The organism is Nocardiopsis sp. TSRI0078 (assembly GCF_001905145.1).
GTDB lineage: Bacteria > Actinomycetota > Actinomycetes > Streptosporangiales > Streptosporangiaceae > Nocardiopsis.
On the sequence record NZ_LWLB01000003.1, the window covers coordinates 88,823 to 101,357 of the forward strand.

Sequence of the window (12,535 nt, forward strand, 5' to 3'; positions counted from 1 at the left end):
TGCGCGGAGGATTCGCCTAGTGGCCTAGGGCGCACGCTTGGAAAGCGTGTTGGTGGCAACGCCTCAGGGGTTCGAATCCCCTATCCTCCGCGGCGGCTAGCAGCCGAAACGAAAGGCCCCGACCGGACACCGGTCGGGGCCTTCGTCGTCTCCGGTCTCGGTTTCAGTCTCAGTCGGCCGTTTCCGGGCCGCCCTCCTCCGACTGGGGAGCCTCCCAGACCAGCCCGCCGACCCGGTCGGCCACGTCGGTGCGGACCTCGTCCACCACGTGCTGGTAGCGCCCCGCCATCGCGGAGGAGGACCACCCCATGACCCGCGTGACGGCCCGCTCCGGCACTCCCAGGACGAAGGGCCTTCCACGCGTGGTGGTCTCGGTGTTCGGGCCGAGCGGTCGGCCGAACCCGTGTCCCCCAACCCCCCGCTCCCCGGAGGGACGCCGCTGTCGCGATCATGCTCAATCATGGCGACTCCCTTGACGCTGGGTGGGCCCTCTGGTCTTTTGTAAGAAAACCGAAGCCTTACGAGGAGGTCCCTGGTGGGTCCCGAGGAGTGCTGGCGTGTTATCGAGAAGGAGCGGCTCGAACTGGCCGACCTCCTCGGCGAACTGGACGAGGCCCGGTTGGACACCCCCTCGCTGTGCGAGGGCTGGCGGGTCCGCGACGTGGCCGGGCACCTGGCCGGCGTGGCCGATCCGCCCTCCCCCGGCCGGATGCTCCTGGACGCCGTACGCGCCGGGGGCGGCTTCCACCGGATGAACCGGGACTCGGCGGTACGCAACGCCGACCGGCTGGGCCCCCGCCTGGCGGACGAGTTGCGGGCGCTGGCGGCCTCGCGCCGGCTGCCCGCGGTCACCAACTACCGCAACACCCTCTTCGACGTCCTCGTCCACGGCCAGGACATCGCCGTCCCCCTGGGCATCCCACGCGTGATGCCCGTCGAGGCCGCGCGCGCGGGCGCGACGCAGGTCTGGACGATCGGTTTTCCCTTCCACGCACGGCGGCGGCTGGACGGTTTCCGGTTGACGGCCACCGACACCGACTGGCAGGTGGGAGAGGGCACGGAGATACGCGGCCCGATCCAGGACCTGCTGCTGTTCCTCACCGGCCGCACGGCGGCGCTGGACTCCCTGTCCGGGCCGGGGGCGGAGACGCTCCGGGCCAGGATCTGACCCACGAGCGGCGCGACGTCCGGGCCCGGGCGCCGGTGACGGCCGGAGCCCTCGGCCTCCCTACTCCCCAAGTTGAATAGTCACTTCGCCGAGTACCATTCGGGTGTTCGCGAGGGTGAGGAGAGGGCATGCGGTTCGACGGGGACCTGCGTTACGTGGCTCTGGGCGACAGCCACACCGAGGGTGTCGGAGACGGTGACGACAGCACCGGGGTCCGGGGCTGGGCCGACCGCCTGGCCGTCCACCTCGCCGCCACGGGTGCGCGGGTGGAGTACGCCAACCTCGCCGTCCGGGGCCGGCTCGCCCGGCAGGTACGCGAGGAGCAACTGGCTCCCGCTCTGGAGATGCGCCCCGACGTGGCCACCGTGTTCGCCGGGGTCAACGACGTCATCCGCTCCGGGTACGACGCCGACGAGGTGATCGGCCACCTGGAGGCGATGTTCGCCGAGCTGACCGCCTCCGGCGCCCGCGTGGCGACCCTGACCTTCCCCGACATCGCGAAGGTCGCGCCGCTGACCAAGCCTCTGCTGCCGCGGGTGCTGGACTTCAACGAGCGCGTGCGCGCGGCGGCCGCCCGGCACGGCGTGGTGGTGGCCGACGTCGCCGCGCACGAGATCTCCACCGACCGGCGCCTGTGGGCGCAGGACCGGCTGCACTGCACCCCGCTGGGACACGAGAGGATCGCGGGCGCGCTGGCGTCGGCGCTCACCCTGCCCGGCGCCGACGACTCGTGGAGCCACCCCCTGCCCCGGCTGCCCCGGCCCGGCGCCCTGCGCACGGTGGTGGACGAGATCCGCTGGCTGGGGGCCTTCCTCGGCCCGTGGATGCTGCGGCGCCTGCGCGGGCGGTCCTCGGGGGACGGCCGCGTGGCCAAGCGCCCCGCACTCCTGCCGGTGGAGGCGAAGGAGAGTCCCAGCGACGCCTGAGGAGGACGGCCGCCGGGGACCGCCCCGGCCCGCCACCCCGGCCCGCCGCTTCGTGTCCCCGGACCCCGCCCCCGCGCCTCCTCGCGCTCCGCGCCCTTTCGCCTCCCCGCACCCCGCCCCCGCGCCTCCTCGCGCTCCGCGCCCTTTCGCCTCCCCGCACCCCGCCCGCGCGGGTGCGGCCGGTGAAGGGCGCCTCCATGTCCGCGCCCGGACCCGCGCGCGGGTGTGACCGTCGCCACCCTCGGCGTTTTGCAACTTGTTGCATAATGGATCTCGGGTCGGCCGGACACCGGCCCGAGGCACCGCGCGAGGAGACGACATGGGCGAGTACCCCCACCTGCTGGAACCGCTGGACCTGGGCTTCACCACCCTTCCCAACCGCGTGCTCATGGGCTCCATGCACGTCGGCCTGGAGGAGGTGCCCGGCGGCTTCGAGCGGATGGCCGCCTTCTACGCCGAGCGCGCCAGGGGCGGCGTCGGCCTCATCGTCACCGGCGGCATCGCCCCCAGCCCCGAGGGCGCCACGTACGAGGGCGCGGCGAAGATGACCACCGAGGCCGAGGCCGAGGAGCACCGCGTGGTCACCGACGCCGTGCACCGCGAAGGCGGCCGCATCGCCATGCAGATCCTGCACACCGGCCGGTACGCCTTCAACGAGAACGCGGTCGCGCCCAGCGCCGTCCGGGCCCCCATCAGCGCCTTCACCCCCCGCGCGCTCACCGACGACGAGGTCGAGCAGACCATCGGGGACTTCGCCCGTGCCGCCGAACTGGCCAGGCACGCCGGATACGACGGTGTGGAGGTCATGGGCTCCGAGGGCTACCTGATCAACCAGTTCATCGCCTCGGCCACCAACAAGCGCGAGGACCGCTGGGGCGGCTCCTTCGAGAACCGCATGCGCTTCCCCGTGGAGATCGTGCGCCGCGTGCGCGAGCGCGTCGGCGACGACTTCGTCCTGATCTACCGCCTGTCCATGCTCGACCTGGTGCCCGGCGGCTCCACGTTCGACGAGGTGGTCCGGCTGGCCGAGGCCGTCGAGGAGGCCGGGGCGACCATCATCAACACCGGTATCGGCTGGCACGAGGCGCGCGTCCCCACCATCGCCACGTCCGTGCCGCGCGGCGCCTACAGCTGGGTGACCCGCAGGCTCAGGGGCAGGGTGTCCGTTCCGCTCGTGGCGGTCAACCGCATCAACACCCCCGAGGTCGCCGAGGCGGTCCTGGCCGGGGGCGACGCGGACATGGTCTCCATGGCCCGCCCCTTCCTGGCCGACCCGGACTTCGTCGCCAAGGCCGCCGCGGGGACCCCCGAGGAGATCAACACCTGCATCGGCTGCAACCAGGCCTGCCTGGACCACACGTTCAGCCTCAAGGTCACCTCCTGCCTGGTGAACCCGCGCGCCTGCCACGAGACCGAACTCGTGCTCTCCCCCACCCGCGTCCGCAAGAGCGTGGCCGTCGTCGGCGCCGGACCCGCCGGACTCGCTTTCTCCGTGTCCGCCGCCGAACGCGGGCACGCCGTCACCCTGTTCGACGCCGCCGGAGAGATCGGCGGACAGCTGAACCTGGCCCGCCGCGTTCCGGGCAAGCAGGAGTTCGACGAGACCCTGCGCTACTACCGGGTCCAGCTCGACAAGCACGGCGTGGACGTGCGCCTGGGGACCCGGGTGGGCGCCGCCGACCTGGAGGGCTATGACGAGGTCGTCCTCGCCACGGGCGTGACCCCGCGCGTGCCCGCCATCACGGGCGTGGACCACCCCAAGGTGGTCGGCTACGTCGACGTCCTGAGCGGAAGGGCGGAGGTCGGCGAGCGGGTGGCCGTCGTCGGCGCGGGAGGCATCGGCTTCGACGTCGCCGTGTACCTCACCGACGGCGGTGGCGCGGAGGGCACCGAGGAGTTCCTCCGCAGGTGGGGTGTGGACACCGGCCCCGACTCGCCGGGAGGACTCCGCGAGCCCGAGCGCCCGGCCGTGCCGCGCACCGTGCACCTGCTCCAGCGCAAGAGCACCAAGGTCGGCGCGGGGCTGGGCAAGACCACCGGGTGGATCCACCGGCTGGAACTGCGCCACCGCGGCGTGGAGATGGTCGCGGGGGCCGACTACGACCGGATCGACGACGAGGGCCTGCACCTGACCGTCGACGGGGAGAAGCGCGTGCTCGACGTGGACACGGTCGTGCTGTGCACCGGGCAGGACCCGCGCCGCGACCTGGCCGACGAACTGTCCGCCGCGGGTCGCGGCGCCCACCTCATCGGCGGTGCCGACGAGGCCGCCGAGCTGGACGCCAAGAGGGCGATCGACCAGGGCACCCGTCTGGCCGCTGCCCTGTGACCCCCTCCGGTGCGGCCGCGACCGCGGGGGCCTCGCGCTCCGGCCGCACCGGAAGGCCTTCGCCGGTCGGCCCGGGCTCCAGGGTCGGGAACGTCGGCTCCCCCTCTCCCGGCCTCTCCCCGACCAGCTCCCCGGCACCGGCCCGGACCGCCGCAGGAGGGGGACCATGGGACCGACCGCCCTTCCCGCCCGAGGCCGCCCCCCGGCCGGCGCCTCCCCTTCGGGAAGGTCCGGGAAAGGCCTGTTCAAGGTTGCGCACGGCCAGGTGACACATGAGTGATATCCGGCTGCACGGGGTAGCCGCCCCAGCATGAGACTCGGTGAAGACATCCGCGCGATCGAACGGGACGAGCGCCTCGACCCGGCGGTCTCCCGCCTGAAGCGCCTGGCCGGGCGCATCCCGGCAGGCAGGGTCCGCGACGTACTGCACGGCGTGCAGCTCGGCCACGCCGCCCATCCCATCCTGGTGCAGCTGCCCATCGGCACGTGGACGGCGGCGGTCCTGCTGGACATGCTGCCCGGAGACCATCGGCGCAGCGCGCACGCGCTGGTCAACGCCGGCCTGCTCACCACCCTGCCCGCGGTGGTGAGCGGCCTGGCGGACTGGTCGCAGCAGCACGAGCGCCAGCAGCGCGTGGGTGTGGTGCACGCGGCGGCCAACGGCGTGGGCACCCTGCTGTTCGGCGCCTCCTCCCTGGCCCGTGCGCGCGGCCGCGGTGGCTGGGGGAGGTTCCTGGCCCTGGCCGGTATGGGCGTCGTCGGGTTCAGCGGATCCCTGGGCGGACACATCGCCTACTACCGCGCGGCGGGCGTCAACAGCGCGGACTACCTGATCGACCTGGTCCCCGAGGGATGGCACGACCTGGGTCCGCTGGACGGCTTCCCCGACGGCGGGATCGGCGGGGGCGACGTGGACGGCGTCCCGGTCGCGGTGGCGCGCACGGGGAACTCCGTGTCCGCGGTGCTGGGAACGTGCCCCCACATGGGCGCTCCCCTGGCGGAGGGCGAGCGGGTGGACGGGTGCCTGCGCTGCCCCTGGCACGGCAGCGAGTTCCGGCTGGACGACGGAACCGTCGCGCGCGGGCCCGCGACCGCCGCGGTGGAGACCATGGACGCGTCGGTCGTGGAGGGCCGGGTGATGGTCCGCCTGCGCGATCCCGAGTAGTGGCCCGGGTTCCTAGAATGCGCTCATGTCCCTGCCCCACGCCATCCTGACCGCCCTGATGGAGAAGCCGTCCTCCGGCCTGGAGCTGGCCCGGCGCTTCGACCGCTCGATCGGGTACTTCTGGTCGGCCACCCACCAGCAGATCTACCGGGAGCTGGGGAAGCTGGAGCGGGAGGGGCTGATCCGGGCGCTGCCGGCGAAGGCTCCGGCCCGCGGCCGGAAGAAGGAGTACGAGGTGCTGCCCGCGGGCCGGGAGGAGCTCGAACGCTGGGTGGACGTGCGCGAGGACCCCAGGGTCGGCCGGGACCCGCTGCCCGTGCGGCTGCGCGCCGCCGGGGTGGTGGGTGTGCGCGGCCTGGTGCCGGAGCTGCGCCGCCACCGCGACCTGCACCTGCTCCGGCTGGAGGAGTACCGCGCCTTCGAGCGGCGCGACTACCCGGACGGGCCCGCCGACGAGCAGGAGCGCGTCCAGCGTCTGGTGCTGCTCGGCGGCATCGACGTGGAGGCCGGGTGGGTGTCGTGGCTGACCCGCGCCATCGAGGAGCTTGAGGGCGCGGGGTGACCGGTCCCCGCGCGCCGGGCTCGGTGGCCGTCCGGTCCGGCCCCGGGCCGGACTTCGCGCCAGGCCCCGGACCTGGCGCCGAGGCGCGACCGATGAGGTGTCAGAGCGGGTTGAGGCGGGCCTTGAGCAGGCAGAACTCGTTGCCTTCGGGGTCGGCCAGGACATGCCACTGCTCCTGCCCCGTCTGACCGATGTCGGCCGGGCGCGCACCGAGCCCGAGAAGGCGTTCGAGCTCGGCGTCCTGGTCGCGGTCGGTGGCGTTGACGTCGATGTGCAGCCGGGACTTCCCCTTCTCCGGCTCGTCCCTGCGGCTGAGGATGATCGTCGGCTGCGGACCGCCGAACCCCTCGCGCGGCCCGATCTCCACCATGTCGTTGCCCTCGCGATCGAGCACGACGAAGTCCAGGACCTCGCACCAGAACCGTGCCAGCACCTCAGGGTCGCGGCAACCGAGCACGAGCTCACTGATACGACATGCCATGAACGCAACCTACTCTCAGTCTGGGAACCGCCGGGGAGAACACACGCGGCCCCGTGGGCTCCCGGCGGGGAGACAACCCCGCGACCGTACCGGACGGGGCGGGCACGGGTGAAATGATTTCGGGGCCGGGCGGGGACGGGGCTCCGGCCGCGCTCCTCAGTCCTGGGCGGCCCCGGACTCCGACAGGTTCTCCGGCAGTCGCATCCCGGGGCGCAGCGGCACCAGCTGGGACTGGAGCACCATGGTGGCCGCGCCGATCGCCGGAGCGGTCGCCGCCGAGGTGGACAGGCGCACCTCGACCGGGTGCACCGCGCGGGCGAAGAACGCCCGGTCCAGCTCCTCCTGGATGACGGGCAGGTAGACCGACCCCGCCACGGCCAGGCTCGCGCCGGTCAGCACCAGCAGGTCCAGGTCCATCAGGTTGGCCAGGCCGCGGACCGCCACGGCCAGGTGGCGCGCGGAGCGGTCCAGCAGGGCTCGCGCGGTGGGCTCTCCCCTGCGCGCGGCCCGGACCACGGCGGTGAACTCCGCCGCCACCGACGGCCAGGTCCGTCCGCCCTCGCGGGTCAGGTCGGCGCCGCGGGCCAGCGCCTCGTCGGCACGGGCGGCCGCCACGACGGCGGCGGGCCCGGCGATCGCCTCGGCACACCCCCTCCCGCCGCACCAGCACGGCGGTCCGTCCACGTCCAGGCACACGTGCCCGATCTCCCCGGCGTTCCCGCTGGCCCCCTGGTAGGGGATGCCGTTGACCAGCACCCCGGCGCCGACTCCGGTGCCCATGTACACGGCCGCGAAGATCGACGACCCGCCGACCCCGCCGGACCAGTACTCGCCGAGGGCGGCGGCGGTCGCGTCGTTGCCCGGGACCACCGGCAGGCCGATCGCCTCCTCCAGCTCCTCGGCCACGGAGTACTCGGCCCAGTGGCGCAGCGACGGCTGCTGGTGGAGCCCTCCGGTCGGGGTCACCAGGCCCACGCCGAGCACCCGGCCGCGTTCCACGCCGGCGCCCTCAACGAGCGCGTCCACCTGCCGGGACATGCGGGCGGTGATCTCGGCGGGAGCCTCGTCGCGCACACCGGCGCGGGTCATCCGGGACACGACGGCGCCGGTGAGGTCGGTGAGGGCGTAGGTGATGCCGATGGGATCGATGTGCACGCCCACGGCGTAGCGGGACTCCTGGTTGAGCCGGAGCAGCACGCGGGGCTTGCCGCCGGTGGACTCGGCGCGCCCGGTCTCCAGGACCAGGCCGTCGTCGATGAGCCCGCGGACGATGGTGGAGATCGTGCCCCCGGTGAACCCGGTGGCCTCGACCAGACCGACACGGCTGATCGTGCCCGCCGCCCGGATGACGTCGAGGACCGCCGCCCTGCTCGTCGTGTGCGGAATGGCCCGTGCTGGCCCGCCCATGCAACCTCCACCGCTTCCGTGGCGTGGCGCGGGGAAGCCTCGCGGTGCACGCCGGGCGCCGCGCCACAGTGCCCCCGGAAGGCGCGTATCAGCGTACTCGCGGCTCGCGGCGGATCGGAAAACCGCTCCCGCCTCATCGGGGACCGGCTTCCCTCCGCGGCCGTCGGCGTGTTCGGGGGGCGCACGCTCCCCTTCGACGTGGCACGCGCTCCCGTGGTCGCCCCTCCACAACCGGGATCCCCGTACTGTTGACTTACTTTGTTCATCAAAGTAAGAATCCTCAAGGTGGCCGGTTCGCGCAGGAGGGGATCGGCGCCCGACGAAGGACCGCCCCGACCCCCGAGCGGTTCCCCGACCCCCAGAGCCGGAGAAGCACAGATGATCCGTCACACCCTTCACGACGGCTGGCAGCTGTCCGCGACCACCGGGCCCGTCCCGGAGGAGCTCGCGGACCGCTCCGTGCCCGCCCAGGTCCCGGGAAGCACCCACCTCGACCTGCTGGCCGCCGGGCTGATCCCCGAGCCCTACCTGGACACCAACGAGACCGAGCTGGCCTGGATGCACCGTGTCGGCTGGCGGTACTCACTCACGTTCGAGGCCGAGGCCCCCGGGCCCGGCGAGCGCGTCGACCTGGCCTTCGACGGCCTGGACACCGTGGCGACCGTGGAGCTCAACGGCGTCGTGCTCGGCACCACCGCCAACATGCACCGGGGCCACCGCTTCGACGTGCGCGAGGTGCTGCGCGCCGGATCCAACGAGCTCTCGGTCTCCTTCCGGTCCGCCCTGGAGTACGCCGAGGAGGTCCGCGAGGAGCTCGGCGCGCGCCCGCACGTCAACGCCCACCCGTTCAACATGGTCCGCAAGATGGCCTGCTCCTTCGGCTGGGACTGGGGGCCGGACCTGCAGACCGCCGGGATCTGGAAGCCCGTGCGCCTGGAGCGGTGGAAGAGCGCGCGCCTGGCGCGGGTGCGCCCGCTGGTCACCGTCGACGAGGGGGGCACCGGCCGGGTCGAGGTACACGCCGACGTCGAGTGGGCCGGGACCGGGGAGGACACCGGCCTCGTCCTGGCCGCCGAGGTCGCCGGGCGGCGTGCCACCGCGACCGTGGCGCCCGGCTCCGGAAGCGGCGTGGTCGTCGTCGAGGTGCCCGACGCCCGCCTGTGGTGGCCGGTCGGCCACGGCGACCAGCCCCTCTACGACCTGGAGCTCACCCTGACCGCGGACGGGGGCTCCGGGCCGCTGGACTCCGCGGCCCGCCGCGTCGGCTTCCGGACCATCACCGTGGACACCGAGCCCGACGAGCACGGCACCCCCTTCACCGTCGTGGTCAACGGCAAGCCGATCTTCGTCAAGGGCGCCAACTGGATCCCCGACGACCACTTCCTCACCCGGATCACGCGCGAGCGCCTGGCCAGGCGCGTGGACCAGGCCGTCGGCGCGCACATGAACATGCTCCGCGTGTGGGGCGGCGGCATCTACGAGAGCGAGGACTTCTACGACGTCTGCGACGAGCGCGGCGTCCTCGTGTGGCAGGACTTCCTCCTGGCCTGCGCCTCCTACCCGGAGGAGGAGCCGCTGTGGAGCGAGTTCGAGGCCGAGGCCAGGGAGAACGTCGCCCGCCTCACCTCGCACGCCTCCCTCGCCCTGTGGAACGGCGGCAACGAGAACCTCTGGGGCTTCATGGACTGGGGGTGGCAGGAGGAGCTGAGGGGCCGCACGTGGGGCCACGGCTACTACACCGACCTCTTCCCCCGGATCGTCGCCGAACTCGACCCCACCCGGTTCTACGCCGACGGGAGCCCCTACACCCCGCGGTTCGCCCTGGACGAGGTCCACCCCAACGACGAGAGCCACGGCACCCGCCACGAGTGGACCGTGTGGAACCAGACCGACTACAGGGCCTACCAGGACCAGGTGCCCCGGTTCTGCTCCGAGTTCGGCTTCCAGGGCCCGCCGACGTGGGCCACGCTCACCGACTGGGTGCACGACGAGCCGCTCACCCCCACCGGCGAGGCGTTCCTGCTGCACCAGAAGGCCGAGGACGGCAACGGCAAGCTCGACCGGGGCCTGTCCGCCCACCTGCCCACACCCCGGACCTTCGAGGACTGGCACTGGGCCACCCAGCTCAACCAGGCCCGCGCGATCGCCTTCGGGGTCGAGCACTTCCGGTCCTGGTGGCCGCGTACCGCCGGATCCCTGGTCTGGCAGATCAACGACTGCTGGCCGGTCACCTCCTGGGCGGCCGTGGACGGCGACGAGCGGCCCAAGCCGCTCTGGTACGGGATCCGCCGCGCCTACGCGCCGCGCCTGCTGACCGTCCAGCCCAGGGACGGCCGCCTGGTCCTGGTCGCCGTCAACGACACCGACGAGGCCTGGTCCGCTCCGGTGAGGGCCGAGCGGCAGACCTTCGGGGGCGAGGTGCTCCACACAGAGGAGTTCGGGCTGGACGTGCCGCCCCGGTCCACCGCGGAGCTCGACCTGGCACGGGAGCTGTTCGCGGCCCGGAACGCGAAGGAGGAGGTGCTCGTGGCCACGGCCGGGGACGTCCGCGCCGTGCGGCCCTTCCGCGAGGACGTCCGCCTGTCCTACGACCCGGCCGCCCTGACCGCCGTCGCCGAGCCCGTGGAGGGCGGCTACCGGGTGGAGGTGCGCGCCACCTCCTTCGCCAGGGACGTCTCCCTGCTGGCCGACCGCCTGGCCCCCGACGCCGAGGTGGACGACATGCTCGTGGACCTGCTGGCCGGGGAGTCGCACAGCTTCACGGTGCGGACCAAGGCGGAGGTGGACCCGGCCGCGCTGACGGAGGCGCCCGTCCTGCGCTCGGCCAACTCACTGCACGCGCGGCGGGCGTGATGGAAGGACGCGGGGCCGCGGGCGCGGTCGGGCTGGTCCTGGCCAGGCAGCGCCGCCTGCTGGGCGCCGAGCCCTTCTTCATGGAGTTCATCGCCGGGATCGAGGAGCGCCTGGCCGAGGACGACATGTCGGTCCTGCTGCACCTGGTGACCGGACGGGAGGCCGAACTGGCCGCCTACCGCAGGTGGGCGGAGCGGCGCCTGGTGGACGCGGTCGTGGTCGTCAACCCGGCCGCGGACGACGAGCGTCCCGCGGCGCTGCGCGGGCTCGGCCTGCCCGCCGTGGTCGCGGGGACCCCCGATCCGGATCCCGGCGCGCCCACCGTGCGCGCCGACCAGGCGTCCCCGGTCCGGGAGGCGCTGGCCCGCCTGCTGGACCTGGGACACCGGGACATCGCCAGGGTGACGGGGCCGGAGGAGCTGGTGCACACCCGTGCACGCACGCGGGCCCTCCTCGACGGGTGCCGGGCGGCCGGGCTGGCCGACCCGGTGCTCGTCGAGGGCGACTACTCCTCCGAGGCGGGCTCCCGGCTCACCGGTGAGCTGCTCGGGCGGGTGGATCCGCCGACGGCGATCCTGTACGACAACGACGTGATGGCGGTGGCCGGGCTGGAGGCCGCCCGCGCCCTCGGCGTCCCGGTGCCGGACCGGCTGAGCATGGTGGCCTGGGACGACTCGACCCTGTGCCGCCTGGCCACGCCGGCGCTGACCACCATGAGCGTGGACGTGTACCAGTACGGGGTCTCGGTGGCCGAGTCGGTGCTGGAGTGCGTCGCGGGCATGCCCGTGGCGGAGCGGTGGGCGCCCACGGCGCACCTGGTGCAGCGAGGCAGCACGGGCCCGGCGTCCGTCGGAAGGTAGCCGTATCGGTTCCGCGCCCTGTCGGTATGTCGACAGGGCGCGGAACCGACATGTCGGCGCACACGGGAGGCCATCCGGGGAGCACCCGAAGGCGGTCGGCGGCGGTGGAGAGGCACACGGACGCGGAGCCGAGGCGTACGGTCACCCCGCCCTTCCCGCCATGGCCGACGGCTACGGGTCGGACTCGCCCGTGTCCTCATCCCGGGACGCGGCATGCCGATGGTGGTTCTTGAACCGGCGGTAGTAACCGGTACCCGTACCGGCGAAAAGCAGCGCGGGTACGAGGGTGAACCAGGAGACCCGCACCGGTTCGGTGCCGGACACGAGACGGACCACGGATCGCGCCCGCGACCACGTTGCCCCACACCCGGAACCGCTTCATCGGCTCGCCCTTTCGTCGCTGTCGGGGAGGATCCACCGCCGGCTCCCGCAGGCGGGAGCACCCGGGCCGAACGGACCGCGCCCCCGGCCCGCCAGTCGGCCGTTCGGGTGCTCCGCGTGGCGCCGTGGACCTATGGTTCTTCGGGCGGTCGAGCGCGACCATGGCGCCGTTGCCGGTACCGCATCACCGCCCATGCCGCCTGGAGGCCGACAGCGACCAGGAAGAGCACCGCGGCCGCGGCGAGAAGACCGTGGTTCTCACCCATGTAGGCGGCGGTTCCGGTGAGGAGCATGCCCACCATGAGGAAGGTCGCGCCGATCAACGTCTGCCAGCGCACCTGGGCCTGTGGCTGGTCCGCGATGGTTCTCACCTGGCCTTCCGGGGGTCGCTGTCGGAGGAGGA

Annotated in this window: 12 protein-coding genes and 1 tRNA gene; 8 read left to right on the forward strand and 5 right to left on the reverse strand. The window is 73.4% G+C overall.

Translation table 11 applies throughout. The features are described from left to right. Positions 1–5: 5 nt before the first annotated feature. Positions 6–90: transfer RNA gene (locus A6A08_RS05140), tRNA-Ser, on the forward strand. A gap of 79 nt (positions 91–169) precedes the next feature. Here the strand turns inward: A6A08_RS05140 and A6A08_RS27410 are convergent. Beyond that, on the reverse strand, positions 170–337 hold the full coding sequence (locus tag A6A08_RS27410) for a hypothetical protein (RefSeq protein ID WP_199866847.1): 168 nt from the start codon (positions 335–337) through the stop codon (positions 170–172). A 198-nt stretch (positions 338–535) separates the two neighbouring features. Between A6A08_RS27410 and A6A08_RS05145 the strand changes: the two genes are divergently transcribed. The 5 genes from A6A08_RS05145 (at position 536) to A6A08_RS05165 (ending at position 6,150) form a co-directional block, all read left to right on the forward strand. After that, on the forward strand, positions 536–1,168 hold the full coding sequence (locus A6A08_RS05145; protein WP_073701360.1) for a maleylpyruvate isomerase family mycothiol-dependent enzyme: 633 nt from the start codon (positions 536–538) through the stop codon (positions 1,166–1,168). Positions 1,169–1,296: 128 nt separating this feature from the next. After that, positions 1,297–2,094: an SGNH/GDSL hydrolase family protein gene (locus A6A08_RS05150; RefSeq protein ID WP_073701361.1), complete on the forward strand. Its 798-nt coding sequence runs from the start codon at positions 1,297–1,299 to the stop codon at positions 2,092–2,094. 319 nt (positions 2,095–2,413) lie between these two features. Then, on the forward strand, positions 2,414–4,423 hold the full coding sequence (locus A6A08_RS05155) for an FAD-dependent oxidoreductase (RefSeq protein ID WP_073701362.1): 2,010 nt from the start codon (positions 2,414–2,416) through the stop codon (positions 4,421–4,423). A 310-nt stretch (positions 4,424–4,733) separates the two neighbouring features. Continuing rightward, positions 4,734–5,588 (forward strand): Rieske (2Fe-2S) protein, encoded by an 855-nt coding sequence (locus A6A08_RS05160; RefSeq protein WP_073701363.1) that lies wholly within the window; start codon positions 4,734–4,736, stop codon positions 5,586–5,588. Positions 5,589–5,613: 25 nt separating this feature from the next. Further along, on the forward strand, positions 5,614–6,150 hold the full coding sequence (locus tag A6A08_RS05165; RefSeq protein ID WP_073701364.1) for a PadR family transcriptional regulator: 537 nt from the start codon (positions 5,614–5,616) through the stop codon (positions 6,148–6,150). A gap of 100 nt (positions 6,151–6,250) precedes the next feature. Here the strand turns inward: A6A08_RS05165 and A6A08_RS05170 are convergent, their stop codons facing one another. Beyond that, positions 6,251–6,631: a VOC family protein gene (locus tag A6A08_RS05170; RefSeq protein ID WP_073701365.1), complete on the reverse strand. Its 381-nt coding sequence runs from the start codon at positions 6,629–6,631 to the stop codon at positions 6,251–6,253. A gap of 156 nt (positions 6,632–6,787) precedes the next feature. Further along, the gene (locus tag A6A08_RS05175; RefSeq protein ID WP_073701366.1) at positions 6,788–8,038 is read right to left on the reverse strand and encodes an ROK family transcriptional regulator; all 1,251 of its coding nucleotides are present in this window, start codon (positions 8,036–8,038) and stop codon (positions 6,788–6,790) included. A 378-nt stretch (positions 8,039–8,416) separates the two neighbouring features. Between A6A08_RS05175 and A6A08_RS05180 the strand changes: the two genes are divergently transcribed. Together A6A08_RS05180 and A6A08_RS05185 are read left to right on the forward strand one after the other, a co-directional pair. Continuing rightward, positions 8,417–10,891 carry a glycoside hydrolase family 2 protein gene (locus A6A08_RS05180; RefSeq protein ID WP_073701367.1) on the forward strand — a complete coding sequence of 825 codons (2,475 nt, stop codon included), beginning with the start codon at positions 8,417–8,419 and terminating at the stop codon, positions 10,889–10,891. Next, positions 10,891–11,751: a LacI family DNA-binding transcriptional regulator gene (locus tag A6A08_RS05185; RefSeq protein WP_073701368.1), complete on the forward strand. Its 861-nt coding sequence runs from the start codon at positions 10,891–10,893 to the stop codon at positions 11,749–11,751. The genes A6A08_RS05180 and A6A08_RS05185 overlap by 1 nt, the downstream gene beginning before the upstream one ends. Positions 11,752–11,922: 171 nt before the next feature. Here the strand turns inward: A6A08_RS05185 and A6A08_RS27905 are convergent, their stop codons facing one another. After that, complete coding sequence (locus A6A08_RS27905; RefSeq protein ID WP_158069261.1) at positions 11,923–12,075, reverse strand: hypothetical protein; 153 nt, start codon at positions 12,073–12,075, stop codon at positions 11,923–11,925. A gap of 188 nt (positions 12,076–12,263) precedes the next feature. Further along, entirely contained in the window at positions 12,264–12,503 is a 240-nt protein-coding gene (locus A6A08_RS05190) for a hypothetical protein (protein WP_073701369.1), read from the reverse strand. Positions 12,504–12,535 lie beyond the last annotated feature (32 nt).

Excerpts from the sequence above, each read along its gene's own strand:
- A6A08_RS05165 (WP_073701364.1), top strand. The coding sequence starts at position 5,614 with ATGTCCCTGCCCCACGCCATCCTGACCGCCCTGATGGAGAAGCCGTCC.
- A6A08_RS05185 (WP_073701368.1), top strand. The coding sequence starts at position 10,891 with ATGGAAGGACGCGGGGCCGCGGGCGCGGTCGGGCTGGTCCTGGCCAGG.
- A6A08_RS05160 (WP_073701363.1), top strand. The coding sequence starts at position 4,734 with ATGAGACTCGGTGAAGACATCCGCGCGATCGAACGGGACGAGCGCCTC.
- A6A08_RS05155 (WP_073701362.1), top strand. The coding sequence starts at position 2,414 with ATGGGCGAGTACCCCCACCTGCTGGAACCGCTGGACCTGGGCTTCACC.
- A6A08_RS05150 (WP_073701361.1), top strand. The coding sequence starts at position 1,297 with ATGCGGTTCGACGGGGACCTGCGTTACGTGGCTCTGGGCGACAGCCAC.
- A6A08_RS05170 (WP_073701365.1), bottom strand. The coding sequence starts at position 6,631 with ATGGCATGTCGTATCAGTGAGCTCGTGCTCGGTTGCCGCGACCCTGAG.
- A6A08_RS05180 (WP_073701367.1), top strand. The coding sequence starts at position 8,417 with ATGATCCGTCACACCCTTCACGACGGCTGGCAGCTGTCCGCGACCACC.
- A6A08_RS05175 (WP_073701366.1), bottom strand. The coding sequence starts at position 8,038 with ATGGGCGGGCCAGCACGGGCCATTCCGCACACGACGAGCAGGGCGGCG.